Source organism: Pseudomonas sp. RIT623 (assembly GCF_004519305.1).
GTDB lineage: Bacteria > Pseudomonadota > Gammaproteobacteria > Pseudomonadales > Pseudomonadaceae > Aquipseudomonas.
In genome coordinates this window covers 22,023-48,274 of the sequence record NZ_SOZA01000025.1, presented here as the reverse complement: position 1 = coordinate 48,274, position 26,252 = coordinate 22,023, and the positions used below count along the sequence as shown (strand labels likewise).

30 protein-coding genes and 1 tRNA gene are annotated in these 26,252 nt (G+C 64.2%); 17 read left to right on the top strand and 14 right to left on the bottom strand.

The annotated features are described in order from the left end of the window. Window positions 1–43 precede the first annotated feature (43 nt). The gene (locus tag E3U47_RS16825; protein ID WP_134692811.1) at window positions 44–394 is read right to left on the bottom strand and encodes a hypothetical protein; all 351 of its coding nucleotides are present in this window, start codon (window positions 392–394) and stop codon (window positions 44–46) included. 182 nt (window positions 395–576) lie between these two features. Between E3U47_RS16825 and E3U47_RS16820 the strand changes: the two genes are divergently transcribed. The 4 genes from E3U47_RS16820 (at window position 577) to E3U47_RS16805 (ending at window position 4,829) form a co-directional block, all read left to right on the top strand. Next, window positions 577–762, top strand: coding sequence for a hypothetical protein (locus E3U47_RS16820; protein WP_134692810.1), 186 nt, complete (start codon window positions 577–579; stop codon window positions 760–762). Between the two features lie 72 nt (window positions 763–834). Continuing rightward, the gene (locus tag E3U47_RS16815) at window positions 835–1,218 is read left to right on the top strand and encodes a glycine zipper domain-containing protein (RefSeq protein WP_134692809.1); all 384 of its coding nucleotides are present in this window, start codon (window positions 835–837) and stop codon (window positions 1,216–1,218) included. 236 nt (window positions 1,219–1,454) lie between these two features. After that, entirely contained in the window at window positions 1,455–3,284 is a 1,830-nt protein-coding gene (locus E3U47_RS16810; RefSeq protein WP_134692808.1) for an SLC13 family permease, read from the top strand. Between the two features lie 114 nt (window positions 3,285–3,398). After that, window positions 3,399–4,829, top strand: a complete 1,431-nt coding sequence (locus tag E3U47_RS16805; protein WP_134692807.1) for a GGDEF domain-containing protein — start codon at window positions 3,399–3,401, stop codon at window positions 4,827–4,829. Between the two features lies 1 nt (window position 4,830). Here the strand turns inward: E3U47_RS16805 and E3U47_RS16800 are convergent, their stop codons facing one another. After that, window positions 4,831–5,592 (bottom strand): TSUP family transporter, encoded by a 762-nt coding sequence (locus tag E3U47_RS16800; RefSeq protein ID WP_134692806.1) that lies wholly within the window; start codon window positions 5,590–5,592, stop codon window positions 4,831–4,833. Window positions 5,593–5,694: 102 nt separating this feature from the next. Between E3U47_RS16800 and E3U47_RS16795 the strand changes: the two genes are divergently transcribed. Beyond that, on the top strand, window positions 5,695–6,603 hold the full coding sequence (locus E3U47_RS16795; RefSeq protein WP_134692805.1) for a LysR family transcriptional regulator: 909 nt from the start codon (window positions 5,695–5,697) through the stop codon (window positions 6,601–6,603). Between the two features lie 129 nt (window positions 6,604–6,732). Here E3U47_RS16795 and E3U47_RS16790 read toward each other — a convergent pair whose 3' ends face one another. The 3 genes from E3U47_RS16790 to E3U47_RS16780 all read right to left on the bottom strand — a co-directional run bounded on the left by E3U47_RS16790 (window position 6,733) and on the right by E3U47_RS16780 (window position 9,047). Further along, entirely contained in the window at window positions 6,733–6,924 is a 192-nt protein-coding gene (locus tag E3U47_RS16790; RefSeq protein WP_134692804.1) for a hypothetical protein, read from the bottom strand. A gap of 509 nt (window positions 6,925–7,433) precedes the next feature. Beyond that, entirely contained in the window at window positions 7,434–8,588 is a 1,155-nt protein-coding gene (gene cfa / locus E3U47_RS16785) for a cyclopropane fatty acyl phospholipid synthase (protein WP_134692803.1), read from the bottom strand. Window positions 8,589–8,621: 33 nt separating this feature from the next. After that, window positions 8,622–9,047: a DUF6306 domain-containing protein gene (locus tag E3U47_RS16780; protein ID WP_134692802.1), complete on the bottom strand. Its 426-nt coding sequence runs from the start codon at window positions 9,045–9,047 to the stop codon at window positions 8,622–8,624. A gap of 271 nt (window positions 9,048–9,318) precedes the next feature. Here E3U47_RS16780 and E3U47_RS16775 point away from each other — a divergent pair, with 271 nt between their 5' ends. Further along, complete coding sequence (locus E3U47_RS16775) at window positions 9,319–9,879, top strand: cysteine hydrolase family protein (RefSeq protein ID WP_134692801.1); 561 nt, start codon at window positions 9,319–9,321, stop codon at window positions 9,877–9,879. Window positions 9,880–9,901: 22 nt separating this feature from the next. On the opposite strand, the gene E3U47_RS16770 is transcribed toward E3U47_RS16775, so the two are convergent. Further along, entirely contained in the window at window positions 9,902–10,393 is a 492-nt protein-coding gene (locus E3U47_RS16770) for a GNAT family N-acetyltransferase (protein ID WP_134692800.1), read from the bottom strand. Between the two features lie 159 nt (window positions 10,394–10,552). Next, window positions 10,553–11,257, bottom strand: a complete 705-nt coding sequence (locus E3U47_RS16765) for an SDR family oxidoreductase (RefSeq protein ID WP_134692799.1) — start codon at window positions 11,255–11,257, stop codon at window positions 10,553–10,555. A 103-nt stretch (window positions 11,258–11,360) separates the two neighbouring features. Between E3U47_RS16765 and E3U47_RS16760 the strand changes: the two genes are divergently transcribed. Next, the gene (locus E3U47_RS16760) at window positions 11,361–12,266 is read left to right on the top strand and encodes a LysR substrate-binding domain-containing protein (RefSeq protein WP_218568160.1); all 906 of its coding nucleotides are present in this window, start codon (window positions 11,361–11,363) and stop codon (window positions 12,264–12,266) included. A 319-nt stretch (window positions 12,267–12,585) separates the two neighbouring features. Then, a complete protein-coding gene (locus E3U47_RS16755; protein ID WP_134692797.1) occupies window positions 12,586–12,771 on the top strand; it encodes a hypothetical protein in 186 nt (61 codons plus the stop codon). A 44-nt stretch (window positions 12,772–12,815) separates the two neighbouring features. Here E3U47_RS16755 and E3U47_RS16750 read toward each other — a convergent pair whose 3' ends face one another. Continuing rightward, window positions 12,816–14,066 carry a phospholipase D-like domain-containing protein gene (locus tag E3U47_RS16750; protein WP_134692796.1) on the bottom strand — a complete coding sequence of 417 codons (1,251 nt, stop codon included), beginning with the start codon at window positions 14,064–14,066 and terminating at the stop codon, window positions 12,816–12,818. A gap of 189 nt (window positions 14,067–14,255) precedes the next feature. On the opposite strand from E3U47_RS16750, the gene E3U47_RS16745 reads away from it, so the two are divergent. Then, the gene (locus tag E3U47_RS16745) at window positions 14,256–14,996 is read left to right on the top strand and encodes a hypothetical protein (RefSeq protein ID WP_256660296.1); all 741 of its coding nucleotides are present in this window, start codon (window positions 14,256–14,258) and stop codon (window positions 14,994–14,996) included. A 136-nt stretch (window positions 14,997–15,132) separates the two neighbouring features. Here E3U47_RS16745 and E3U47_RS16740 read toward each other — a convergent pair. After that, window positions 15,133–15,220 (bottom strand) — tRNA-Ser (locus E3U47_RS16740). A 147-nt stretch (window positions 15,221–15,367) separates the two neighbouring features. Here E3U47_RS16740 and E3U47_RS16735 point away from each other — a divergent pair. The 8 genes from E3U47_RS16735 to E3U47_RS16695 all read left to right on the top strand — a co-directional run bounded on the left by E3U47_RS16735 (window position 15,368) and on the right by E3U47_RS16695 (window position 21,178). Continuing rightward, window positions 15,368–16,039 carry a Bax inhibitor-1/YccA family protein gene (locus tag E3U47_RS16735; RefSeq protein WP_028692373.1) on the top strand — a complete coding sequence of 224 codons (672 nt, stop codon included), beginning with the start codon at window positions 15,368–15,370 and terminating at the stop codon, window positions 16,037–16,039. A gap of 224 nt (window positions 16,040–16,263) precedes the next feature. After that, window positions 16,264–17,643, top strand: a complete 1,380-nt coding sequence (locus tag E3U47_RS16725; RefSeq protein ID WP_134692794.1) for a nucleobase:cation symporter-2 family protein — start codon at window positions 16,264–16,266, stop codon at window positions 17,641–17,643. A gap of 86 nt (window positions 17,644–17,729) precedes the next feature. Then, window positions 17,730–18,122, top strand: a complete 393-nt coding sequence (gene tusD, locus E3U47_RS16720) for a sulfurtransferase complex subunit TusD (protein ID WP_134692793.1) — start codon at window positions 17,730–17,732, stop codon at window positions 18,120–18,122. A 1-nt stretch (window position 18,123) separates the two neighbouring features. Continuing rightward, the gene (gene tusC, locus E3U47_RS16715) at window positions 18,124–18,483 is read left to right on the top strand and encodes a sulfurtransferase complex subunit TusC (protein ID WP_134692792.1); all 360 of its coding nucleotides are present in this window, start codon (window positions 18,124–18,126) and stop codon (window positions 18,481–18,483) included. Then, complete coding sequence (gene tusB / locus E3U47_RS16710) at window positions 18,483–18,779, top strand: sulfurtransferase complex subunit TusB (protein ID WP_134692791.1); 297 nt, start codon at window positions 18,483–18,485, stop codon at window positions 18,777–18,779. The genes tusC and tusB overlap by 1 nt, the downstream gene beginning before the upstream one ends. Next, the gene (locus E3U47_RS16705) at window positions 18,776–19,111 is read left to right on the top strand and encodes a TusE/DsrC/DsvC family sulfur relay protein (RefSeq protein ID WP_134692790.1); all 336 of its coding nucleotides are present in this window, start codon (window positions 18,776–18,778) and stop codon (window positions 19,109–19,111) included. Before tusB ends, E3U47_RS16705 begins: the two co-directional genes overlap by 4 nt. Beyond that, a complete protein-coding gene (locus tag E3U47_RS16700) occupies window positions 19,108–20,124 on the top strand; it encodes a glycosyl transferase family protein (RefSeq protein ID WP_134692789.1) in 1,017 nt (338 codons plus the stop codon). Before E3U47_RS16705 ends, E3U47_RS16700 begins: the two co-directional genes overlap by 4 nt. Before the next feature lie 94 nt (window positions 20,125–20,218). Next, a complete protein-coding gene (locus E3U47_RS16695) occupies window positions 20,219–21,178 on the top strand; it encodes a glutathione S-transferase family protein (protein ID WP_134692788.1) in 960 nt (319 codons plus the stop codon). 33 nt (window positions 21,179–21,211) lie between these two features. On the opposite strand, the gene cysG is transcribed toward E3U47_RS16695, so the two are convergent. From cysG to lolA, 5 genes are read right to left on the bottom strand one after another with little or no spacing between them, the layout of a single operon-like run. Continuing rightward, window positions 21,212–22,603, bottom strand: coding sequence for a siroheme synthase CysG (gene cysG / locus E3U47_RS16690; RefSeq protein WP_134692787.1), 1,392 nt, complete (start codon window positions 22,601–22,603; stop codon window positions 21,212–21,214). Continuing rightward, window positions 22,604–23,884 (bottom strand): serine--tRNA ligase, encoded by a 1,281-nt coding sequence (serS, locus tag E3U47_RS16685; RefSeq protein WP_134692786.1) that lies wholly within the window; start codon window positions 23,882–23,884, stop codon window positions 22,604–22,606. It abuts the gene before it with no gap. A gap of 30 nt (window positions 23,885–23,914) precedes the next feature. After that, entirely contained in the window at window positions 23,915–24,289 is a 375-nt protein-coding gene (gene crcB / locus E3U47_RS16680; RefSeq protein ID WP_134692785.1) for a fluoride efflux transporter CrcB, read from the bottom strand. Further along, window positions 24,286–25,611 carry a replication-associated recombination protein A gene (locus tag E3U47_RS16675; protein ID WP_134692784.1) on the bottom strand — a complete coding sequence of 442 codons (1,326 nt, stop codon included), beginning with the start codon at window positions 25,609–25,611 and terminating at the stop codon, window positions 24,286–24,288. Before E3U47_RS16675 ends, crcB begins: the two co-directional genes overlap by 4 nt. Before the next feature lie 12 nt (window positions 25,612–25,623). Next, window positions 25,624–26,247 (bottom strand): outer membrane lipoprotein chaperone LolA, encoded by a 624-nt coding sequence (gene lolA, locus E3U47_RS16670; RefSeq protein ID WP_134692783.1) that lies wholly within the window; start codon window positions 26,245–26,247, stop codon window positions 25,624–25,626. Window positions 26,248–26,252: the final 5 nt, after the last annotated feature.

Below are 26,252 nucleotides of genomic sequence, written 5' to 3'. Positions count from 1 at the left end.
CGGTAACCGCCCTTGACGTATACGGCAACCAGCCGCGCGCCCATTACAAGCAGGTAGCCGCCGCTGCCCGACGCTGCAGCGCCACACCGTCGTCGTGCTGCGCGTAGTAGTCCACTCGCGTCCCGGCGGCCTGGGCATAGACATCGACGAACGACTCCGCTTCCCGGGTATACACGGTGAAGCCACCTTGCTTGCGCGCTTCAAGGTAGCCGCTGGCATCGACGCCAAAGGTCTTCTCTTCCTGCCAGCTGAACTGGATGCATTGGGCGACCACATCCGGGGTCTTGTGCGAAGCCAGCTGTGCAGTTGGCGCCCCATTGCGCGCCGCTTCCATGGTCGACGACGCACAGCCCAGCAACAACAGCGCCGCAGTCATCGGCAAAATCGCTCGCATGTTCGATCCTCGAAAAAAAGAAAGCGACTCTAGCACTGGCGCCCATGCTGCGCGCGGCATTTTGCAGCAACGACCACTCATCAGCAGCGCGGCAATTTTTTGCGTGCCAGAGAACCAAATCGATCGAATCCGGTCCTATCAGTTACCCCGTAAACCTTTGCGGATCAAGGACCTATAACCTGATGAAGCGCCTTGCAAGCCTTTCGCTGATCACTGCCGTGCTGCTACTGGGCGGTTGCTACAGCCACCACTACCACGATGACGACGATGGCTGGCGCGACCGTGATCGCGGCCACCGTCATCACCATCGCCACGACCGCGGCGACGATGACGACAACCGTCAATACCGTGACCGTTACTGGCGCTGAAGCGTCTTTGCCCCCTGACTGGCCGCCTACCTGCGGCACCCTACCCTGATGATTCCCCTGAGGTTCCTGAACATGCGTCTGACTTTGCCTTCCCTCGCCCTCGGCCTTCTGCTGTGCCAGGGCGCCTTTGCCGGTGACGGCACTGCTGCCATCGGTGGCGGCCTGGGCGGCGCCCTGGGCAACGTCGTCGGCAAACAGATCGGCGGCAGCACCGGCGCGGCCATCGGCGCCGGCCTGGGTGGCGCGGCCGGTAGCGCCGTCGGCGCACGCAAGGGCAACCGCACCGAAGCCGCGATTGGCGGCGGCCTGGGTTCGGCGGGCGGCTCGCTGATCGGCGGCAAGCTCGGCGGCTCCAACGGCTCGACCATCGGTGCCGGCCTGGGCGGCGCGGCCGGCGGCGCGATCGGCAACCACATGGGCGACAACAACCGCAAGCACAAGCGTCACCGTCACTGAGCAGCAGCGTAACGGCCGTGCCGCGCTCCAAGCAGGAGCCGGCCCTGCCGGCGGCCACCGACGCAGCCGGTGCCATGCTCCGTGGAGCCGGGTTCGCCAGCAAGGCTGGCTCCTACTAGCTCCCCACCTGCAATCAACGGGCAAAACACTGCAGCACGTCAACGACGCATTCGCGTCAAGCTGCCACACTTGGGCCATAACCTTACGTGCCCCGTGTGAAGGAACACCCCCTCCCCATGAACCATGAGCTGCTCTGGGTCCTCGGTCTGCTGGCCGTTGTCGTCTGCCTGTTCATCATCAACCGCCCGCGCATGGATGTGGTCGCCCTGATGGTGATCCTCGCCCTGCCGCTGTCGGGCATCCTCACCGTGGAACAGGCCCTGGCCGGTTTCAGCGACCCCAACGTGGTGCTGATCGCCGCGCTGTTCGTGATCGGCGAAGGGTTGGTGCGCACCGGTATCGCCTACCGCATCGGCGAGTGGATGAGCGAGCGCGCCGGCAACAGCGAGGCACGCCTGCTGGTGCTGCTGATGGTCGCGGTGGCTGGGCTCGGTTCGGTGATGAGCTCCACCGGCGTAGTGGCGATCTTTATCCCGGTGGTGCTGAGCATCGCCGCGCGCCTGCAACTGTCGCCCAGCCGGCTGATGATGCCGCTGAGCTTCGCCGGCCTGATCAGCGGCATGCTCAGCCTGGTGGCCACGCCCCCGAACGTGGTGGTGCACAGCGAGCTGATGCGCCACGGCGAGGCCGGCTTCGGCTTCTTCAGCTTCACCCCCTTCGGCCTGGTGGTGCTGGTGCTTGGCATCGGCTACATGCTGCTGACCCGCCACTGGCTCAACGGCGAGGTGCGCAAGGACGGCCGAGTGGAAAGCCGGCGCACCCTGCTCGACCTGGTCCTGGACTACAAGCTCAATGGCCGCGAACGGCGCCTGCGCATCCGCCCGCATTCACCCTTGATCGGCCATACCCTGGGCGAACTGGAACTGCGCACCCGCCATGGCGCCAATGTGATCGGCATCGAACGCCAGCACAAATTCACCACCCGGGTGATCGCCGCCGATTCCGGCACCCTGCTGCAACAAGGCGACGTGCTGCTGCTCGACCTGTTCGCCAATCGCGACGACCTGCGCAGCCTGTGCCAGGCCATGCTGCTCGAGCCCCTGCACTTCAAGGCGGCCTATTTCATCGACCAGTCCCAGGAACTGGGCATGGCCGAGATTTCCCTGCCCCCAGGCTCGCAGTTGATCGGCAGAAGCATCCTGGAGCTGACCTTCCGCACCCGCTACGACCTCAACGTGGTAGGCCTGCGCCGCGACCAAGTGGCCATCGAGGGCCCCTTGGTTGAAGAAAAACTGCGCCTGGGCGACACCTTGCTGGTGGTCGGCCCGTGGAAGGCGGTGCGGCAACTGCAAGGCAAGCCGCGCGACTTCCTGGTGTTGAGCCTGCCGGCGGAGATCGACCAGGTGGCCCCGGCACGTACCCGCGCGCCGTTCGCGCTGCTGAGCCTGGCGGTGATGGTCGGCTTGATGGTCAGCGGCCTGGTGCCCAACGTCATCGCCGCGCTGATCGGTTGCCTGCTGATGGGCGCCGGGCGCTGCATCGACATGAACAGCGCCTACCGCGCCATCCACTGGCAAAGCCTGGTGCTGATCGTCGGCATGCTGCCCTTTGCTTTGGCCCTGCAAAAAACCGGGGGCATCGATATGGCGGTCGGTGCGCTGGTCGGCCTGCTTGGTGACGCCGGCCCGGGGGTGATTCTCGCCTGCCTGTTTGCCGTCACGGCAGTGATCGGCCTGTTCATCTCCAACACTGCCACCGCCGTGCTGATGGCACCGGTGGCGGTGAGCACCGCGCAACAGTTGGGTATGTCGCCCTACCCGTTCGCCATGACCGTGGCCCTGGCGGCTTCGGCGGCGTTCATGACGCCGGTGTCCTCGCCCGTGAATACCCTGGTGCTGGGGCCGGGGCAGTACCGCTTCGCCGACTTCGTCAAGATCGGCGTGCCTTTCACCGTGCTGGTGATGCTGGTCACGGTGCTGATGGTGCCCTGGGTGTTCGGGTTGTAAACCGGCGCCAAATCTTCGCCGTTCGCGGCGAATTGACATCAAATGCCGACTTGAAACACACTGACATCACATATCCCAGGGGCCTACAAACCAATTCCTGGATTCTGTCTTCGCTTGCCGGTCGAGCCTATGGTGTCTCCAGCCCCGTCGCGCCTGTTGCCTCTGCTGATTCTGTTTGGCTTGACCCTGGGCCTGACCCTGGCCGGCATTCTCGCTCGGCCAATCGAATCGCTCTCGCTGTTCTGGCCGGTCAACGCGGTACTGGCCGGCGTGCTGCTGCGCAACCCGCGCCAGGCCAGCCCCGTCGGTTTCGCCCTGGTGTACCTGGCCATGGTCCTGGCCGACCTGGCCTGTGGCAGCGCCTGGCAGCCGGCCTTGTGGCTCAACCTGTGCAACCTTGGCGCCATCGCCACCATCTGGTACCTGATGGCGCGCCTGCCACGCCTGCACCGCCGCCTGCGCACGCCCCACGGCACCCTGTGCCTGTTCGGCGCCTGCGCCGCCGGCGCCATGGTCGCCGCCACCCTGGCCTGCGTCATGGCCACGCCCTGGTTCGAACAATCCTTGCGCGCCACCTGGCTTGCCTGGTTCAGCGAGCAGTTCTCCACCAGCGTGCTGGTGCTGCCGGTGTTGCTCACCGCGCCCTCGCCTCGCGCCTTGACCCACAGCAGCAGCGATAGCCAGCCGATTCGCCTGGCACCGCTGCTGGTGCTGCTCGGTTCATTGTCGCTGAGCATCGTCTTTGGCGGCCCCGGCGCCATCGCCTTCCCGATTGCCGCATTACTCTGGTGCGCGCTGAGCTACTCGGCGTTCCTGGTCTCGCTGCTGACACTCACCGCCGGCAGCACCCTGATCGTCGCCGTGGCACAGAACCTCATGCATTTCAGCGTGCCGCAGAGTGAACCCGGGGTTACCACGCTGATGTCGGCGCGCCTGGGCATCGCCATGCTGGTGCTAGGGCCGCTGGTGCTGGCTTGCGTGAGCAGCGCCAACCGCAGCCTGATGGCGCGCCTGGCGCACCAGGCGACCATCGACCACCTGACCGGCGCCCTCAGCCGCAGTGCCTTCACCCGCCGCGCCAATGCGCTGCTTGACGACCGCCAGCAGCACACCCCGGGCCTACCGCTGACCCTGATGATGCTCGATATCGATCACTTCAAGGCCATCAACGACCGCCATGGCCATGCCGTGGGCGACCAGGTGCTGCGCCAATTCGCCAACACCGTGCAGGACCACTTGCATGAAGGCGAACTGTTCGCCCGCCTGGGGGGCGAGGAGTTCGTCATCGTCGTGCCGGGCCTGGCGCCGGAACAGGCCACGTTCACCGCCGAGCGCCTGCGCCGGGCGATTCAGGACCTGCACGCGACCCATGCCGAACAGCACCTGCCGATCACCGTCAGCATCGGCCTGGCCGGTTGCGCCGCCAATGCCCCGGCGCCCAGCCTGGATCTACTGCTGGCCAGCGCCGACCAGGCGCTGTACCGGGCCAAGGCCCAAGGCCGCAACCGCATCGAGCAGGCCGAGGCGCAACGCCAGGTAGTCTGACTCAGCCAGCCAGCAAGTCCCAACTGAGCTTGGCGATCAGCAAGCACAGCAGGATCAGGAACAACCCCCGCACGAACCCTGCCCCCTTGCGCACCGCCAGCCAGGTGCCGGTCAAGGCGCCGAGGATATTGAACAGCGCCATCGGCAGGGCAATGGCCCAGAGCACGTTGCCAGTCGGAATGAAGAACACCAGCGCGGCCAGGTTGGTGGCGATGTTGACCAGCTTCGCCGACGCCGAGGCGTGCAGGAAGTCCAGGGCGAAGAAGCGGATGAACAGGAAGATCAGGAAGCTGCCGGTACCAGGCCCGAACAAGCCGTCGTAGAAGCCGATGGCGCCACCGATCAGCACCGCCAGGCATTGCTCCTTGCGGCCGATCGCGGTCGGCGCGTGCAAGGTGCCGAAGTCCTTCTTGCAGAAGGTATAGATAGCCATCAGCACGATCAGCACCAGTACCATCGGCCGCATCACGCTGGCCGGCACCAGTGACACCGTGGCCGCGCCGAAGAACGACATGACGAAGGCGCTGAGCGCCGCCGGCACGATCAGCCCCCAGTCCAGCTTGACCTTGCGGATGAACGACCGCGCCGCGAATGTCGTGCCGCATACCGAGGCCAGCTTGTTGCTGCCCAGCAGGGCGGCCGGCTGCGCCGTGGGCAGCACATTGAATAACGCCGGGATCTGGATCAGCCCGCCACCACCCACGGCAGCATCGATCAGGCCAGCGGCGAAGGCGAACAGCGAAAGCAGGGCGATATCCATCATTTCGAACGTCCAAGCGGCAGCAAACAGGCCGTCAGACTAATCAAAGCCGCGCGCTTGTGTTGAAATACCACGTTGCGAAAACTGCAATGAGGATTGACCACCATGGCCCTGGACATGCTGCGCGAAATACAAGCTTTCGTCAGCGTTGCGCACAAGCGCAGCTTCGTCAGCGCAGCCCGCGCCCTGGGCCGCTCGCCCAGCGCGGTAACGCGCGCCGTGCAGGCGCTGGAAGATAACAGCGGGGCCAAGCTGTTCAACCGCAATGCCAGCGCCGTGACCCTGACCGAGGCCGGGGAGCGCCTGCTACCCCATGCCGAGCGCTTGCTGGATGTGCAACGGGACGCCGCCGACGAGCTGGCCGCGCTGACTGGCAGCGCGCAAGGCTGGATCCGCCTGGCGGCCCCCGAGGTGTTGGCCCAGCAGGTACTGCCCGCGGTGCTCGCGGAATTTTCCCGACGCCACCCGCAGGTGACCCTCGACGCGCAGTTCAGCGACCAGACCCTGGACCCATTGCAGGGCAAGTTCGACTTCGTCATCCGTGGGGCATTTCCGCAGTCCAGCGAACTGATTGGCTATCCGCTGTGGCGCTATCGTCGGCACTTGTATGCCAGCCCGCAGTACCTCGAGCATGCCGGCACGCCCCAGGGCCTGGACGAACTGGAGCAGCATGCGCTGATCCTGCACACCGCCCCGCGCATCCTCAAGGCCTGGCATTTCTGCCGCGCGCAACGCATCGTCAGCCTGCGTCCGCAACCTCGCCTGCGCCTGGGCTCGGGCGTGGCCGTGCTGCAAGCCACCCTGGCCGGCGCCGGGATCGCCCGCCTGGCGGACTGGCTAGGAGAGCCCGAAGTAAGCGCCGGACGCCTGGTGCGGGTGTGCCCCGACTACCACCTGACCTCCAGTACCGGCCAGGATCCGCAGATGCATGCCGTGTACCCGGCAGGCGATGTGCCGGCACGGGTGCGCGAGCTGCTACAGGCCCTGCGCGAGGCCCGTCCGCGCTCAGGCTGAAGACCGGCACAGGCCTGCTCACTTTCTGCTCAATCTAACAGAGGCCTTGATAAATCTGGCCTCCAGCGGTTTATCCACAGACCTACCCACGTTTTTTGTGGACAGTTTCTACAAGCCTTGCAGGACTTTTTACAAGCGCAGTAACGCCGCATTGGCCAGCTTCACCAGCTCGATCCATTCGCTTGCGCTGATCACCCCGGAACGCTCCAACTCTTCGGCACGGCGCAATGCCTGGTCATAGTCCTCTTCGTGGAGAATACCCTCGCCGAGAAAACGACCGCGCCACTCCAGCATCGCTGCAGTGCCTTTCTTGCATTCCATAGTGTGTATCAACTCCAAGGCAGGTGATCGGCCCGTGTCTGCGGGCCCTAAAGGGGGGCGGCAGATTACACGAGCGCCTTGCACTTGAGAACGACTTGCAGATACCGCTTGTCTAGACGAGCGCGGCAGAGGCGCGCCGAGGGCGCAGGGAAAGGGTCTAGCCCGCCTTGAGGCCAGACGGGCTGAAGCAGGAAAAAAGGCGGTTCAGCTTGGCGGAATGGTACCCAGCAGGCCGATCATGATTGTCAGCAGCAGAAAACCACCCAGAAACAGCGCGAGCTTGCCCATCGGAACCTCTACAGTGTGATGACGGAACGGCTGCGGGCATAGGCGGCGCAACCGGCCCAGCGCACACCGGTGTGGAAGGCTGGGCCTGGAGCTATTGTCCGCGCCTGGCTGATACGGTTACAGATTCAGATTCTTGCAAAAAAAGCGTATCAGATGCGCGACAGGCACTGCTTGCCTCCTCGTTGTGGAGACAGGCTTCGTCTCCCCAAGGCGCTCAGCGTTCAACTCACCCGCTGATACCCGCCCACCACTCCGCGCCGCGACAATACCCACTGCCACAACTGGATATCCCGGGCACGAAACGCCCCCGCGCACGACAGCAGGTAATAGCGCCACATGCGCCGAAAGCGCTCCCCCAGCTCGGCGGCGAAATACTGCCAATGGCGCTCGAAGTTGTCATGCCAGGCCATCAGCGTGCGGTCATAGTCGGCGCCGAAATTGTGTAGGTCCTCGACCACCAGCAGGCCATCGGCGGCATCGCCGATCTGGCCAATGGAAGGCAAGTCACCATTGGGAAAAATGTACTTGTCGATCCAGCGATCTGGCACGTCGCGCCGACGGTTCTTGCCAATGGTGTGCAGCAGCATCAGCCCATCGTCGTCCAGGCAGCGCGCCGCCACTTCCATGAAGGTGCGGTGGTTCTTGCGCCCGACATGCTCGAACATGCCAACACTGACGATGCGCTCGAAGCGCTCGTCGAGTTCGCGGTAATCCTGCAGGCGAAACGTCAGCGGCAAGCCCTTGTAGCGCTGCTCCGCCCACTGGCACTGCTCGCGGGAGATGGTCACGCCGACACACTCCACGCCGTAACGTTCGGCGGCAAAACCCATGAAGCTGCCCCAGCCACAGCCGATGTCGAGCACGCGCATGCCCGGGCGCAGGTCGAGCTTGCGGCAGATCAGGTCGAGTTTGTCCTCCTGGGCCTGGGCCAGGGTGTCGGCGTCCTTCCAGTAGCCACAGGTGTAGGCCATGCGCGGATCGAGCATGGCCGCGTAGAAGTCGTTGCCCAGGTCGTAGTGCTGTTCACCCACGGCCCAGGCACGCCGGGCTGTCTGGCGGTTGAGCAGGCGCGCCTGCAGGGCATGGCGCAGCAGCGCCAGCGGGCTGACCTGGTCGGCCACCCCGGCACGCAGCAGGCGAGCGAAGAACGCGTCCAGTTGCTCGCACTCCCAGTCACCGTCCATGTAGGCCTCACCCAACCCCAGGTTGCCCTGGGCCAAGGCGCGCCGGGGAACATCGTCGCTGTGCAGCTGCATGTCCCAGGGTTGCTCGCCGTTGAAATCCAGGCCAGCCTGGGCCAGCAGGGAACGGGCAAAACGGGAACTACGATCAGCCGGCGCGGCCAGCGGCAGGTCGGAAGAAAATTCGGAAGGCATGAGGGATCCTTGATTCTTATAGGGTCGGGCGAGTCAGGCGTCAGGGCTGGCCTGGTGCAGGTGCAGCACCACGGTCAATTCATCGCGCAGCCAGGCAGGCTCCAGCGCGGGCAAGCGCTCCTGGACCTGGCGGGCGACCCAGCGCTGGCCGCGGGCGATGAACTGCATGCGTGCCTGCAGGTCGGGGATGGCCATGGCCTTGGCATGGAATTCACCCATGCCCTGCCCCGGCTCGACGCCAAGGCGCTCCAGACAATGGCGCAGGCGCCGACAACTTTCCGCCTCGCCATGGTGCAGTTGGGCGAAACGTCGAAGCAGCCCAGGGTCGTCGGTCTGACCGGCGCTGTCGAGCATCAGTCGCGCACCGGCGCGCTCGGCGCGCAGCAGCATGCGCAGCCAGTCGATCAGTTCAAGGGAAGGGTTGAAGGTGGACGAGGTGACAGGCGTATCAGGCAACATCGAAAGGCTCCTGAAGCCGCTCTACGGCGCGGCGACAGCAGGAGCTTAGAGCGATGGAGCAATGAAAATAATTGAAATTAAATGGGCGTTGAATGCAACAAAATGAATAGACACCCAGGTTTACGGCAGCCCGATTGCCCACCAACATCCATCCGCTGCGAAGTTACCAGGCCCTACCGCCAAGCCCGCTACACAGTTTTGAATTCAATTTTTTTGAAGTATCCGACGCTGTGCTAGTGTCCGTTGCAAGCCTCTGGGAGAACCGCCGGACATGACCGCTTTCGCCAGCAACACCGCCTTGCTGATCATCGACATGCAAAACGGCATCAACCACCCCCGACTGGGGCCGCGCAACAACCCCGAGGCGGAACTGCGCATGGGCGAATTGCTCACTGCCTGGCGTCACAGCGAGCGCCCGGTGATCCATGTACGGCACATCTCCCGCGATCCCCAGTCGGTGTTCTGGCCTGGCCAATCCGGTTGCGAGTTCCAGCACGCCTTCACGCCGCAGGCCAGCGAAGCGCTGTTCGAAAAGCATGTGCCCGATGCCTTTTGCGACAGCGGCCTTGCGCACTGGCTGCATCAGCGGGCGATCCGCCAACTGGTGATCGTCGGGGTGATCACCAACAACTCGGTGGAATCGACCGCGCGCTCGGCGGGCAACCTGGGGTTCGACACGACGGTGGTGGCGGACGCCTGCTACACCTTCGACCAACGCGACCTGCAAGGGCGGTCATGGCCGGCACAGGATGTCCATGCGCTGGCCTTGAGCAACCTGGCCATGGACTACGCGCGCGTCCTCGATAGCGCCGAGGTGCTAACTGGGCTTTGAGTACGCCCAATAACCTGCCCGCCTAAAGCGTCATGACCATCTCATGCCAGGCCATGCCGCCATGCTCGGAGGCCGACGGACGTACATAGGCGTAGCCCATCTTCTCGTACAAGCCAACATGCCTGTCCTTGCACATCAGGTGGATGGTCGCCTTGCCCGCCGCGCGCATCTGTTCGACGAAGCGCGCCATCAGCCGGCTGGCATGGCCTCGCCCCTGAAAGGCCGGGTCCAGCACCACCGACATGATCACCACGTTCGGCGCCAGCGGGTCATGCCCGACCAGTTCCTTGAAGGCTTCGTCCGACATCACCACTTCATGGGCACAGCCACTGTTGATGAAGCCGATCGCCTGGCCCTCGGCCTGCAGGATCAGGAAACCTTGCGGGTATTGGCCGATACGCGTGGCGATCTTCTCCCGGGTGGCGGCCTCGTCACCTTCGTAGGCGCAGGTTTCGATGGCAAAGCAACGGTCCACGTCGTCAAGCGTGGCCTGGCGGAACATCAGGGAACTCATGGGGGTACATCCGCATCAGGTGAACAAGGGGCGACATGCTAACGGAAGTCGCGCCTCGCTGTATGCGTGTCGAGCCATTCACGCAACCGTCGTAGGAGCCGGCTTGCCGGCGAACAGCAGCTTGGCCGGCGCCTATGCTGCAGGCCATACCCTGGCGCCTCAGACCGAACGGGTGATGCCGCCATCGACCCGCAGGTTCTGGCCGGTGATGTAGCCGGCGCCCTCGGAGGCCAGGAAGCTGACCGTGGCCGCGATCTCTTCAGCCCTGCCGTAGCGTTCCATGGGAATCCGGCTACGCAACTCGTCTTTCTCCGGCAGGCTGTCGATAAAGCCCGGCAGCACGTTGTTCATACGGATGTTCTCGGCGGCATAGCGATCGGCGAACAGCTTGGTGAACGCCGCCAGCCCGGCACGGAACACCCCCGAGGTCGGGAAGGCCGGATCCGGCTCGAAGGCGGCGAAGGTCGATATATTGATGATCACGCCGCATTTCTGCTGTTGCATGATCGGCGTCACCAGCCGTGTTGGACGCACCACATTGAGGAAGTAAACCTCCATGCCGCGATGCCAGTCGTCGTCGCTGAGGTCGAGGATCGGCGCGCGCGGGCCATGCCCCGCGCTGTTGACCAGTACATCCACCCGCCCCCAACGCTGCATCACGGTATCGACCAGACGCTGCAAGTCTTCTACCGACTGGTTGGAACCGGTGACACCGAGCCCGCCCAGCTCGGCTGCCAGCGCCTCGCCCTTGCCTGACGAAGACAAAATCGCCACCTTGAAGCCATCCGCGGCCAACCGCCGAGCAGCTTCGGCGCCCATGCCACTGCCACCTGCGGTGATGATTGCCACTTTTTGCGAAGTCATGCGCTGTTCCTTCCAAACGTTGAACAAGTGCCCCCATGAAGCCAGAATCCATCGCGCCGCACCAATCACAAATACTGCCATGAGCCTGCAGGAAAACTACCGGATGAGCGCCCCCAAGCGACGCACCGCCCCCGCTATCGTCAACCACCTGGTGGCCTTCGAGGCCGCCGCCCGCCTGGGCAGCTTTCGCGCGGCCGCCGAAGAGCTGCACGTCACCTCCGGCGCCGTGGCCCAGCAGGTCCGCACCCTCGAAGACAAGCTTGGGCGCCCGCTGTTCGAGCGCCTGCCACGGGGCCTGCGGCCCAACGCGGACGGCGCCGACTACCTCGCGCGCGTGCGCCTGGCGCTGGATATCATCGAGGATGCGACCGGCGAACTGCTGGAGCGCGATACCCCGCGCGACCCGCAGCATATTCTGCTCAGCACCACGCCGGCCTTCGCCAGCCGTTGGTTGATTCCCCGCCTCGAGCAATTGACCCAGGCCCATCCACAGATCGCCCTGATGATCGATGCCTCCGACAGCACCCGCCCGCTGAGCGGCAAGCATGCCGTCGACCTTGCCGTGCGCTGGGGCAGCGCGCCGTTCGAGGCAGGCTACGCCCTGCCCCTGCTGCCGGGCGTGGTGGTGCCGGTATGCACGGCGGCCCTGCGTGCCCGGCAGCCTTGGCGACAACCGGCGCAGCTGGCCGGCCAGCCGTTGATTTCCGACAGCCATAACAACTGGCAGCGCTGGTTCGACCACCACGGGCTGCCCGGCACCCGTGTCAGCGGCCCGGTGTTCAGCCAGACCATCCTGGCCATAGAAGCCGCCGAGCGCGGCATGGGAATCGCCCTGGTGCCCCGCCCGCTGGTGGAACACGCGCTGCAGACCGGCACCTTGGTGTTGGCACTCGATGGCCATGAATTGCCTGGCAGGGCGAGTTTTCATCTGCTGGCAGAACGCGCACCTGCGCCAGGGTCGCCTATCGAACAGGTGGTACTTTGGTTGCGGCAGCAGGCGATGGGGTGAGGCGCGCAGAACAGGCGCTGCCAAGTCATTTGCGACATAACGTTTCAACCGCTGCCCCAGGCTAAATGTGGATGCTCGGGCTGGACCGTATCACTCCTGCGCGCTCCAGGCCTTGTCTCTCAAGGCCTGGAGCTGGTTGGGTCGAAGCAGGTCGTAACATTCAAACCGGGATCTTTGTAGGATCCATCCGATATTGTTGTGGGTCGCTTACCGCCACCTGAGTATAGATGTATGAATAATCAGTATTTGGCAGCGGATTGAACTGATACCGTCGCGTCATCCCTACAACGGCACGGACGCCAAGAGACGCGAGAACGACATGGAAAACTACGATAGCGCCGCACTCGGGTTGCAAAAGCACCTACTGAACTTGCGCCGGGCGCTTGCGCAGACAGAAGCAGCCGGCGACGAGCAACAAGCCCTGGTACTGACCAAACTCATCGCAATGATGGAGCAAGGATTGCAGCAGGCATCAAAGGACTTCAAGCCGCAGACATTGCAGTAACAGCTTTCGTACCCCCGCCCAGCGCCCCGAGAAATGACCTGACGCTATCCCAAGGGCATGCCGGTAGATTCGAGCACCTGAAGCGCCACATAAGTACGCAGCTTCACCAGGCACAGTGTGTGGGATGTCCCTTCAGGGCCAAAAAACGTATCAGCCCGTTCACCTGTCAGGTTCTTCTCGAACTTGAATGGCGAGGTGATGGCCCGCTTGATATCCCGTTTGAAGCGCTCGGCATTGTCGTTGATCCAAGCGACCGCCTTGCGCCGCTCCTCGGCGCAGGCCCGGGGCTTGCCCGTTTTGCGCAGCAAGACCGCAGGGTAGATCTCCATATCCTTGGTGTTGTAGCGCATGAAGACATCGCAGAGTTCCTGGCTCTGGCGATTGAGCACCGTCACCCGCAGGTTATGGTCGCCTTTCCTGGCGGCGCAGGCCTTGTCACTCGCGTCGATGGACATTTGCCACGTGGCCTGCCCTTTGATTTCCCCTTGGCCAGTATCGACTTGGCTCTCGATGAACGAATACCGGGTCTCGTTGACCCTGACCCAGCCAAGCTTGCCGGCAAGCGAGACGCACAGGTAGCGATGCTGGGGTTCCAAATCATAGGTTTTGCCACCGATCTTCCAGGTCAGCAGTTTCTTGCCGTCCAGCAGATATTGCCCCCGCTTGTCCTGCTTGATCTCGCATTCCCTGGGGTTCGACTGCGGTCGGTCAGCCAGTTTCGAACGCACTTCGGCATCGATGCCGGTCACGCTACGTAGGGCCGCCCGCCGCGCCCGGTCGGCGGCGACTAGCGTGCGCTGGGCGCGCTCTGCCTTCTCGAGCAGTTTTTTATACTCCTCCGACAAGGCCTGGGCCGCTTCGTGGACATCATGCAAAAATTCAGGCGTCAGCAAGGTCGCCTTTCTCTCCATCTTCGCCACCAGCGCCTGGATACCCTTGCTGACACCCCGCACACGGATACTGGCTTCAAGGTTCTGCGTCGCGCCTCGCCGGGTAAGGTTCTGGCTGCCCAGTGCCACGAAGCGATCCTGGGCGACAATCAACTTGGCATGAAGATCCGGCAGGACGTAGACCGCAATCTGGTTATCCAGGAGCGTCTTGAGCGTGCCGTGGCATGAAGCGCCAGAGGCCAGCACCGGCACGTTGACCAGCGTGTAGACCTTGGCACTTTTCCCCAACCGCGCGATTTCCAACACGGCCTCGCCGGTCAGGTAGGGCGAAAAGATCTTCAGCTCGACCGGGTCGTTTTGCAGTTGCGCTTTCAACAGCGGCACAATATTGCGCGTGAACTTCAATGCTTGGCATCCGTGCTCGAATTTGCGCCGATGATACTACGTTGCCATCAGCTTGTGATTCACTCACACTGCCCGGCTCGCTGCTCAGGGATGACCGCGACACATGCACGCCGCGCCGAGACAGGGCACGGCCGCTGGAGCACGCCCTCAGCCGCTTCACCTGTCGACTACCGCATGTAAGGTTCAAGAATGGAAGCTGCTCTGCCACCGAAGAAAATCTCTGGCCTGATTACCCGCATCATGGGTGGCATCAGCGCCTTGCTGGCCACCATGTGGGGCCTTATCACCTACGTATTCCCCGACCCGACCGTCTTTGGCCTGAGCTTTTTGAACTGGAAGAACCTCATCCTGTTCATGAGCGCCTTCGTGTTCCTGTGCGTGATCTACCTGGGCTGGTACGCCAGCCGACTCCCGCAGATGCTCAAGGGCGCCATGCTGGTGATCCTCGCCGCCGGCTTGTCGGTGATCTTCTTCGCCTTGGGGGGCGAATACGCCAAACCCAGCTTCGACTTCGCCCGCGATCAACAGAAATTCATCGAGAACGGCGGCGCCAATCTACTGGGCAAACGCCTGGAGGTGGTCGACGGCGTACGCATCGAGCTGCTGGGCTGCGAAAAGATCGGCCGCCAGCCCAACTGCGCGTTCGAACTGACCAACACCCGGCTGGACAGCGAATTCCGCTTCGAATCGCAAACCACGCTGTTCGAGGAAAGCGGCGGCGCCTTGAACGTCGACAAGATGCAGGTCGGCTCGTCCAAGTTCACCTACCGCGATGCGTTCCCGCTGGTGCGCGGCATTCCCACCCGGGTGACCCTGGCCTTCGAACAAGGGCGTGGTGATCTGAAGCAGGCGCCGGCGCTGAAGCTCAGGGTGCGGGTAGGCCGCGAAGAGGATGCGGTGGTGAAGTTCAATGAGGTGGATATCAAGTAACGGCGCAACTGGCGCGTGCCAGTTGCACTGGGCACTTGGAATGCATTTGCGGAAACTTCGGCGTGCCGGGGTTTGCGCGCGAGGTTTTCACTGCGCCAGAAACGCAAAAGCCCCTGAATATTCAGGGGCTTGAAAGTGGCGGAAGCGTAGAGATTCGAACTCTAGGATAGTTGCCCATCGACGGTTTTCAAGACCGTTGCCTTAAACCACTCGGCCACGCTTCCAGCTGGTTTTGCGGCGGCAATAATACCGTAATGAAACACGCTGTCAAACTCTCTGTGTCGTGGGTTGCGGCAGCTCTGGTATGCTTTGCGTCATATGTTCCAATACCGCAGGTCCCAGACCGCGGTCTCACCCCAAAGGAGTGCGCCATGCGCGAACAGGATTACGCCGTCCAACACGGCCAGCAGGTCGAGCAGCAGGAGGTCAGCAAGGTCCTGCGCAACACTTACAGCCTGCTGGCCCTTACCCTCGCCTTCAGCGGCATCATGGCCTTCGTCGCCCAGCAAATGCGCGTCGGCTACCCGAACATCTTCGTGGTGCTTATCGGCTTCTACGGGCTGTTCTTCCTCACCAACAAGCTGCGTGACTCGGCCTGGGGCCTGGTGTCCACCTTCGCCCTCACCGGCTTCATGGGCTTCATCCTTGGCCCTATCCTCAACCGCTACCTGGGCATGGCCGGCGGCGCCGAAGTGGTCAGTTCGGCCTTCGCCATGACCGCCCTGGTGTTCGGTGGCCTGTCGGCCTACGTGCTGATCACCCGCAAGGACATGAGCTTCCTCAGCGGCTTCATCACCGCCGGTTTCTTCGTCCTGCTGGGTGCCGTGGTGGCCAGCTTCTTCTTCCAGATCAGCGGCCTGCAACTGGCGATCAGCGCTGGCTTCGTGCTGTTCTCGTCGGTCTGCATCCTGTTCCAGACCAGCGCCATCATCCATGGCGGCGAGCGCAACTACATCATGGCCACCATCAGCCTGTACGTGTCGATCTACAACCTGTTCGTCAGCCTGCTGCAACTGTTCGGCATCATGGGTCGCGACGACTGATCGCATCGGTAACCATTGCCCCACAAAAAGCCCGCTTCGGCGGGCTTTTTCGTGCCTGTTCGAAAACTGTAGGGCTGGCGATCGATAGCCTGACAAGCATTGACCTAAAAGTCAGCTTATTTGCTGTTTCATCCGCGATTATGTCGCCATCGTGCTTGCCTCTACCCCAATGCCGATTCAGCCCGTAGAATGCGCTCCTTTTTTCTTCCGGGGCAGCATTTCCCATGAGTTCACACGAACACGGCCCAGGCGCGGCGGCGCCTGCCAATGAACTGGTTCTTGGCCTGGAGGACAAGCCGCGCCTGTTGATCGGTTTGCTGGCGGCCTTGCAGCACCTGCTGGCGATCATCGTGCCGATCGTCACCCCAGGCCTGCTGATCTGCCAGGCCCTGGGCGTGTCGGCGCGGGATACCAACCTGATCGTGTCCATGTCGCTGGTGATCTCGGGTATCGCCACCTTCGTGCAGTGCAAGCGCTTCGGGCCGTTCGGCGCCGGGCTGCTGATCGTCCAGGGCACCAGTTTCAACTTCGTTGGCCCGCTGATTGCCGGCGGCGCATTGATGGTAAAGCAAGGCACGCCGGTGGAAAGCGTGATGGCGGCGATCTTCGGCGTTGTGATCGCCGGCTCGTTCGTGGAGATGGGTGTTTCGCGCATCCTGCCCTTCGTAAAACGCCTGATCACCCCACTGGTAACCGGCATCGTCGTGCTGATGATCGGCCTGACCCTGATCAAGGTCGGCCTGATCAGCATGGGTGGCGGCTTCGGCGCCATGGCCAACGGCACCTTCGCCGATGGCGAGAACCTGCTGCTCTCGGGCGTGGTGCTGGCGATCATCGTCATCCTCAACCGCATCCCGGTGGTGTGGATGCGCAGCTGCGCCATCGTCATCGCCCTGGCCGTGGGCTATGCCCTGGCCGGCTACCTCGGCCGCCTGGACTTCACCGGCATGCACCAGGCCGCGCTGTTCCAGGTGCCGACGCCGCTGCACTTCGGCCTGGGCTTCTCCTGGTCATTGTTCATCCCGATGCTGGTGATCTACCTGGTCACCTCGCTGGAAGCCATCGGTGATGTCACCGCCACCAGCAAGGTCTCGCGCCAGCCGGTGGAAGGCCCGGTATGGATGCAGCGGATCAAGGGCGGCGTGCTGGTCAACGGTGCCAACTCGTTGTTGGCGGGCGTGTTCAACACCTTCCCCAGCTCGGTATTCGCCCAGAACAACGGGGTGATCCAACTGACCGGCATTGCCAGCCGCCATATCGGCGTGTGGATTGCCGTGATGCTGATCCTGCTGGGGCTGTTCCCCAGCGTCGCCGGGGTGATCCAGGCAGTGCCGGAGCCGGTGCTGGGTGGCGCGGCCATGGTGATGTTCGGTGCGGTAGCCGCTTCGGGCATCAATATCCTGGCCAGCACCCGCCTCGATCGCCGCGCCTTGCTGATCATCGCCGTGTCGCTGTCCCTGGGATTGGGCGTGGCGCAGGTGCCAGAGTTCCTCGCGCATATGCCTGCGGCTTTGCGCAACGTGCTGGAGTCAGGGGTCGCCACCGGCGGCATCTGCGCCCTGCTGCTCAACTGGTTCCTGCCCGAGGGCAAGGAACAGGCCTGAGCCGCGCCGGCCAGACGCAAAAGCCCGTGCCCACCCGCGCGGGCTTTTTGCTTTATCATGGCCGCATTCCTTTGCACGAGCCTTCCATGAAATTCGCCATCGCGGTTTTTTCCCCGGCCCATGCACCCTCCTCGCGCCGCGCCCTGCGCTTCGCCGAGGCGGCGCTGGCCGGTGGGCATGAAATTGCCCGGCTGTTCTTCTACCAGGACGGGGTGCACAGCGCCTCGGCCAACATCGTCGCGCCCCAGGATGAACTGGATGTGGCCGCGCAGTGGCGCGCGTTCGTCAGCGAGCATCGCCTGGACGCCGTGGTGTGCATCGCCGCGGCCCTGCGCCGGGGCGTGCTGGACGACACCGAAGCCAACCGCTACCAGCGCCCGGCGGTGAACCTGCCGATGCCGTGGGAGCTGTCCGGCCTGGGGCAGTTGCACGAAGCTGCGCAACTGGCCGACCGCCTGGTCTGCTTTGGAGGTGATTGAAATGGCCAAGTCCCTGTTGATCATCAGCCGTCAGGCGCCGTGGAGCGGCCCATCCGCCCGCGAGGCACTGGACATTGCCCTGGCCGGCGGCGCCTTCGACCTGCCGCTGGGCATGCTGTTCCTCGATGATGGCGTGTTCCAGCTAGGCACCGGCCAGCAACCCGACGCCGTGCAACAGAAGAACCTCGGCGCCAACCTGCAGGCATTGCCAATGTTCGGCGTCGAGGACCTGTTTGCCTGCGCCCACAGCCTGGCCCGCCGCGGCTTGGATAGCACAGCGCTGGACCTCCCGGTCGCGGTGCTCGACGACGCCGCGCTGAGCGCGCTGATTGCCCGTTACGACCAGGTGGTGACGCTCTGATGAACACCCTGCATGTAATCGCCCACTCGCCCTTCGGCGACGAGCGCCTGGCCAGTTGCCTGCGCCTGCTGGGCCCGCAAGACGCACTGCTGCTGTGCGGTGACGCCACCTACGCGCTCAAGGCTGGCAGCGCGCCGTCTGTCGCCCTGCAGGCCGCCAATCTCGGCGAGCGCCTGTTCGCCCTCGCTGAAGACCTGAACGCCCGCGGCCTCCACAACACCCCGGCAAAGGCCGTGGACTACCCAGCCTTCGTCGAACTCACCCTGCACTACGACAAGGTCAACAGCTGGCTATGAGCATCCTGACTGTCGGCGAACGCGCCATTGCCCTGGACAAGGACGGCTTCCTGGTCGACTTGCAGGACTGGTCCCACGAGGCCGCCGAAGCCCTGGCGGCGCGCGAGTCCATCACCCTGACGGCGGACCACTGGGAAATCCTCGAACTGCTGCGCCAGTTCTACCAGGAGTACCAGTTGTCGCCAGCGACCCGCCCATTGATCAAGTACACCGCGCTCAAGCTGGGCGCGGACAAAGGCAACAGCCCGCACCTGAACCGCCTGTTCAACGGCACCCCCGCCAAACTGGCCGCCAAGCTGGCGGGCCTGCCCAAGCCGACCAATTGCATATGACCGAGCCTCTGTTGAACCTCGCGCGCCCCTTGACCCTGGAAACCCCGGCCGAGCACCCGTTCGCCGAATTCGTGCGCATCCTTGGCAAGGGCAAGCGCGGCGCCCGTGGCCTGAGCCGCGAGGAGGCCCGCGCGGCCATGACCCTGCTGCTCGAAGGCAAGGTCGAGGACACCCAGCTCGGCGCCTTCCTGATGCTGCTGCGCCACAAAGAGGAAAGCGCCGAGGAGCTGGCTGGTTTCACCGACGCCCTGCGTGCCCACCTCCAGGCACCAGCCATTGCCGTCGACCTCGACTGGCCGAGCTATGCCGGCAAGAAACGCCACCTGCCCTGGTACCTGCTGGCGGCCAAGTGCCTGGCAGCCAATGGTGTGCGCATCCTGATGCACGGCGGCGGTGCCCACACCGCCGGCAGGTTGTATACCGAGCAACTGCTTGAGCTGCTGGCGATCCCGTTGTGCCGCGATTGGGCCACCGTAGGCCAGGCGCTGGATACCCAGCGCCTGGCGTTCTTCCCACTGCAGGACTGGGCCCCACAACTGCAACGCATGATCGACCTGCGCAACATCCTCGGCCTGCGCTCACCCATCCACTCGCTGGCCCGGGTACTCAACCCGCTGGCCGCCCGCTGTGGCCTGCAGAGCATCTTCCACCCCGGCTACCAGGCCGTGCACCGCGAGGCCAGCCGCCTGCTCGGCGACCATGCCCTGGTGATCAAGGGCGACGGCGGTGAGATCGAGATCAACCCAGATGTCATCAGCCATCTCTACGGCGCCTCGGCCGGCGAAACCTGGGACGAAGAGTGGCCCGCCCTCAGCGCCCAACGCCATGTCAAGCCGGCCAGCCTGCAACCGCAGCACCTGCTGGCGGTATGGCGCGGCGATGCCGAGGACAGCTATGGCGAACTGGCCGTGGTCGCAACCATGGCCCTGGCGCTGCGCGGCCTCGGCCAGGATCGCGAACAGGCCTTCGCCCAGGCGCGGGCTTACTGGAGCGCGCGCAACTCATCGATTTGATCGATTGGATAGCGGCATTCTTTGCGCTATTTATTCGAACGCTTTGCTCTAGACTGGGCTCCAACGACAAACACTGTGTTTCGAGGAGCTCGACATGGGCCTTTTGATCGATGGGCGCTGGCATGACCAGTGGTACCAGACCAGCAAGGACGGCGCTTTCCAGCGCGAGAGCGCGCAGCGCCGCAACCCATTGCCCGCCGCCGAGGCCGGCCGCTACCACCTGTATGTTTCGCTGGCCTGCCCCTGGGCCCACCGCACCCTGATCCTGCGGGCCATCAAGGGCCTGGAGCCGCTGGTCGACGTGTCGGTGGTCAGCTGGTTGATGGGCGGGCACGGCTGGACCTTCGACCAGCAAGAAGGCTCCAGCGGCGATCACCTCGACGCCCTGCAGTACCTGCACCAGCGCTACACCCAGGACGACCCGCATTACACTGGGCGCGTGACCGTGCCGGTGCTTTGGGACAAGCAGCAAAAGCGCATCGTCAACAACGAGTCGGCCGAGATCATCCGCATCTTCAACACGGCGTTCAACGAACTCACCGGCAACACCCTGGACCTGTACCCAGAGCCACTGCGCGCCACTATCGACGCGCTTAACGAACGCATCTATCCGGCAGTGAACAACGGCGTGTACCGCGCAGGCTTCGCCACCTCGCAAGACGCCTATGAAAAGGCCTTCGATGAGGTATTCAACGAGCTGGATCAGTTGGAAGCGCTACTGCACAACCAACGGTACCTGGCCGGTGAATACCTGACCGAGGCCGATGTGCGGCTGTTTACCACCCTGGTGCGCTTCGATGCGGTGTACCACGGGCACTTCAAGTGCAACCTGCGGCGCCTGGCGGACTATCCGAACCTGTCGAACTGGCTGCGCGAGCTGTACCAGTGGCCGGGCGTGGCGGGCACGGTGAACATGGAGCATATCCAGAAGCACTATTACCTGAGCCACAAGACCATCAATCCGAACGGTATCGTGCCCAAGGGGCCGCTGCAGGACTTTGGCCTGGCGCATGACCGGGAGCGGTTATCGGGCAGAGGGATCTGGCAGGGTTGAGATTGCCGGGGCTGCTTCGCAGCCCCGGCGATTTCAGCTGTTTTGCGCCCCTTCAAACCACGCCAGCTTGTCACGCAACTGCACCACCTCCCCGACGATCACCAAGGTCGGCGCATGCACTTCATGGCGCGCCACCAACTCGGGCAGGTCGGCCAGGGTACCGGTGAACACCCGCTGGTTGCGTGTGGTGCCCTGCTGCACCAGCGCTGCCGGCGTACTGGCGGCCCGCCCATGGCGAATCAGCTCGGCGCAGATGGTCGGCAACCCCACCAGCCCCATGTAGAACACCAAGGTCTGGGCCGGCGCCACCAGGTCATGCCAAGGCAAGTTGCTGGTACCGTCCTTCAGATGGCCAGTGACGAAACGCACCGACTGGGCATAGTCACGGTGGGTCAGGGGAATCCCGCCATAGGCGGAGCAACCGCTGGCCGCGGTGATGCCGGGCACTACCTGGAACGGAATGCCCTGCTCGGCCAGCTCCTCGATCTCCTCGCCACCACGACCGAAGATGAACGGATCGCCACCCTTGAGGCGCAGCACGCGCTTGCCCTGGCGAGCCAGGTCCACCAGCAGGCGGTTGATCTGGTCCTGGGGCACGGCATGGTCGGCGCGGCGCTTGCCAACATAGATACGCTCGGCGTCACGCCGGCACATCTCGATGATGGCCGGGGCCACCAAGCGGTCGTACAGCACCACGTCGGCCTGCTGCATCAGGCGTAGGGCGCGGAAGGTCAGCAGGTCCGGATCGCCCGGGCCGGCACCCACCAGGTACACCTCGCCGCCTTGCTGCACCGGCGCGCCATCGACCATCGCCTGCAACAGGCGCTCGGCCTCGCCGCCCTGCCCGGCCAGCTGACGCTCGGCGATCGGGCCCTGGAACACCTGCTCCCAGAAGCCGCGGCGCTGGTTTACGTCCGGGTACAAGACCTTGACCTTGTCGCGAAAACGCGCAGCCAGCCCGGCCAGCTCGCCGTAAGCCGACGGAATCCAGGCCTCCAGCTTGGCGCGGATCAAGCGCGCCAGCACCGGCGCGTCGCCGCCGCTGGACACCGCCACCACCAGGGGCGAACGGTCGACGATGGCCGGGAAGATCACCGTGCACAAGGCCGGTGCGTCCACCACGTTGACCGGCAGGCTGCGCGCCTGGGCGTGGGCCGAGACCTGGGCATTGAGCCCAGCGTCGTCGGTGGCCGCGATCACCAGGCGGCATCCCTCGAGGTCCGCCGCCTGGTAACCACGCACCAGGACCTCACCGCCGCCCTCACGGGCCAGCGCGGCCAACTGGCCGTCGACGTCCGGCGCCACCACCCGCAGCGCGGCACCGGCATCGGCCAGCAGGCGTGCCTTGCGCAAGGCGATCTCGCCGCCGCCGACGACCAGTACCCGGCCCCCCTGCAGCTTGTGGAACAGCGGCAGGTAATCCATTTAGCGGATGACCTCGACACCACCCATGTAGGGTTTGAGCACGTCCGGCACACGGATCGAGCCGTCGGCCTGCTGGTAGTTTTCCAACACTGCCACCAGGGTACGGCCCACGGCCAGGCCGGAACCGTTGAGGGTGTGCACCAGCTCCGGCTTGCCGGTTTCCGGGTTGCGCCAGCGCGCCTGCATGCGACGCGCCTGGAAGTCGCCGCAGTTGGAGCAGGAACTGATCTCGCGGTATTTGTCCTGGCTCGGCACCCAGACTTCCAGGTCGAACGTCTTCACCGCGCCAAAGCCCATGTCACCGGTGCACAAGGCCAGCACGCGGTATGGCAGTTCCAGCAGTTGCAGCACGCGCTCGGCGTTGGCAGTCATGCCGTCCAACGCTTCCATGGACTTGCTCGGCTCCACCACCTGCACCATCTCGACCTTGTCGAACTGGTGCTGGCGAATCATGCCGCGGGTATCGCGTCCCGACGCACCGGCTTCGCTGCGAAAGCACGGGGAATGGGCGACGAACTTCACTGGCAGTTGCTTGGCGTCGAGGATCTCGCCAGACACCAGGTTGGTCAGCGACACTTCGGAGGTAGGGATCAGGTAGAAATCGGCCTCGCCTTCACGGCTGATCTTGAACAGGTCTTCCTCGAACTTCGGCAGCTGACCGGTGCCCATCAGGGCCGGCGCTTGCACCAGGTAAGGCGTGTAGGCCTCTTCATAGCCATGCTCGCCGGTATGCAGGTTGATCATGAACTGCGCCAGGGCCCGGTGCAGACGGGCAATCGGCCCGCGCAGCACGGCAAAGCGCGCACCCGACATCTTGGCCGCAGCCTCGAAGTCCAAGCCACCGCTGATCTCGCCCAGGGCGACGTGGTCCTTGATCTCGAAGTCGAAGCTGCGCGGCGTGCCCCAGCGGCGCACCTCGACGTTGTCGTCCTCATTGGCGCCGACCGGCACGCTGGCGTCCGGCAGGTTGGGGATGGTCAGCAGGATGGCGTCCAGCTCGGCCTGGATGGCGTCCAGCTCGCTCTTGCCTGCGGCCAGTTCATTGGCCATGCGCTCGACGTCAGCCATCAGTGGAGCGATGTCCTCGCCCTTGGCCTTGGCCTGGCCGATGGACTTGGAACGGGCGTTACGCTCGGCCTGCAGTTGCTCGGTACGGGTCTGCACCGCCTTGCGCCGCTCTTCCAGTGATTCGATGCGCGCGACATCCAGGCTGAAGCCACGGGAGGCCAGGCGATCCGCCACTTCCTGAAGTTGGCCGCGTAACAGTTTGGAATCGAGCATATCGTTCTCTCGTTATAGGTAGGTGTTGGTTCAGAATCGGGTCAGGGCAAGGCCGGCCCAGGTCGCGAGCAGGCCGCCCACCACGCTGATAATGGTATAGCCCAAGGCCAGCGGAAGCTGCCCGCTTTCCATCAGGCGCACGGTATCGAGCGAGAAGGAGGAAAAAGTGGTCAGGCCGCCCAGAAAGCCCACCATCAGCCCGGCGCGCAGTTCGACCGGCGCCAGGGGCTTGTGCAGGAACAGTCCGTACAGCAGGCCGATCAACAGGCAGCCCACCAGGTTGACCGCCAGCGTACCGGCATAGAAGTGCCGTGGCCAGTGGGCGGCGACCCAGTTGGCGGTGGCGAAGCGCAACAAGGTGCCGGCGATGCCACCGGCACTGACCGCAGCGATGAGTACGATCACGGCTTTCTCCGCTGGCGGGGGCTGTTGCGGTCGAGCTCGGCCAGGTGGCGCAGCTTCTCGCCGATCTTCAGTTCCAGGCCTCGCGGCACCGGCTGGTAATACTGGCGCGGCTCGAGCTGGTCAGGGAAATAGTCTTCACCGGCGGCATAGGCGTCAGGTTCATCGTGGGCATAGCGGTACTCGTCGCCATAACCCAGCTGTTTCATCAGCTTGGTCGGCGCGTTACGCAGGTGCAGCGGCACTTCCAGCGAGCCGTGCTCGGCGGCTTCGCGCAGGGCAGTCTTGAAGCCCATGTACACCGCGTTGCTCTTCGGCGCGCAGGCCAGGTAGGTGATGGCCTGGGCCACCGCCAGCTCTCCCTCCGGGCTGCCCAGGCGCTCTTGCACGTCCCACGCCGCCAGGCACAGGCTGAGTGCGCGCGGGTCGGCGTTGCCGATGTCTTCGCTGGCCATGCGCACCACGCGCCGGGCGATGTACAGCGGGTCGCAGCCGCCGTCGAGCATGCGCGCGAACCAGTACAGCGCGCCATCGGGGTTGGAGCCGCGCACCGACTTGTGCAGTGCGGAGATCTGGTCGTAGAACGCCTCGCCGCCCTTGTCGAAACGGCGACGGCTGTCGCCGAGCAGGCTTTGCAGCATCTGCACGTCGATCTCGCTGCCGTCCTCGGCCAGGTCGGAGGCGTTTTCGAGGAAGTTGAGCATGCGCCGGCCGTCGCCGTCGGCGGCGGCCATGAGCATCTTGAAGGCTTCGTCGCCCACCCGCAGGTTGCGCTTGCCCAGGCCCCGCTCCTCGCTGAGCGCGCGGTTGACCAGCTTGCGCAGCGCCGCCTCGTCCAGGCTCTTGAGCACGTAGACACGTGCCCGCGACAGCAGCGCGTTGTTCAGCTCGAACGAGGGGTTTTCGGTGGTGGCGCCGATGAACAGCAACGTGCCGTCCTCCACATAGGGCAGGAAGGCATCCTGTTGCGACTTGTTGAAGCGGTGCACCTCGTCGACGAACAGGATGGTACGCCTGCCGTACTGGCCGGCCTGCTGCTTGGCCACCTCGACCGCCTGGCGAATCTCCTTGACCCCGGCCAGCACCGCCGACACCGTCTCGAAATGCGCATCGCAGAACTGCGCCAGCAACCGCGCCAGGGTGGTCTTACCCACCCCGGGCGGGCCCCAGAAGATCATCGAGTGCAGCGCGCCCTGCTCCAGCGCCTCGCGCAGCGGCTTGCCACGCGCCAGCAGGTGCTCCTGGCCGACGTACTCGTCCAGGTTGGACGGGCGCAGGCGGGCGGCCAGGGGCTGGGCGACAGGTTCGCTACGAAACAGGTCCATCACAGGCTCCGCTTACTCCTTGATGACGTCCGCGCCCTTGGGGATGTCGAACTTGAACTTGCTGTCCGGCACCGCCTGGTTGGCCTTGACGCCATTGAACAGGATGTTGGTGCGCTGGCCGACGCTGTCGATCAGCTGCATGTCATTGATCAACCCCCGGCGGAACGACACGCGCAGCGAGTCGAACAGGGTGTCCTTGGTCTTGGGTTTCAAGGTGAAGTCCATGACCTCGCCCTGCTCCTTGGAGGTGATGTCGAAGCTCTGGCTGATCTTCGAGACATCACCGGACAGCAGCAGCGCCGGGGTCTGGTTCAGGCGCTGGTCGAGCTTCTTGATGGTGGCTTGTTCCAGGTCCGGGTCCCACAGGGTGACATTCTTGCCGTCGGACACCACCACCTGCTCCTGGGGCGCATCGGTGTGCCAGTAGAACAGGCCCGGGCGCTTGACGGTCATCTTGCCATTGGCTTCCTGCAGACTGGTGCCGCTGGCGTCCAGGGTCAGCTGGGAGAAGTTGGCCTCGATGGTCTGCGACTTTTCCAGCAACTGGGTCAGGCGTTGCACGTCCTGTTCGCCGGCCTGGGCCGACAGGCTGGCCGCGGCCAGGGCAGAAACCAACAACATGCGAATCGCGCGCATGGGAG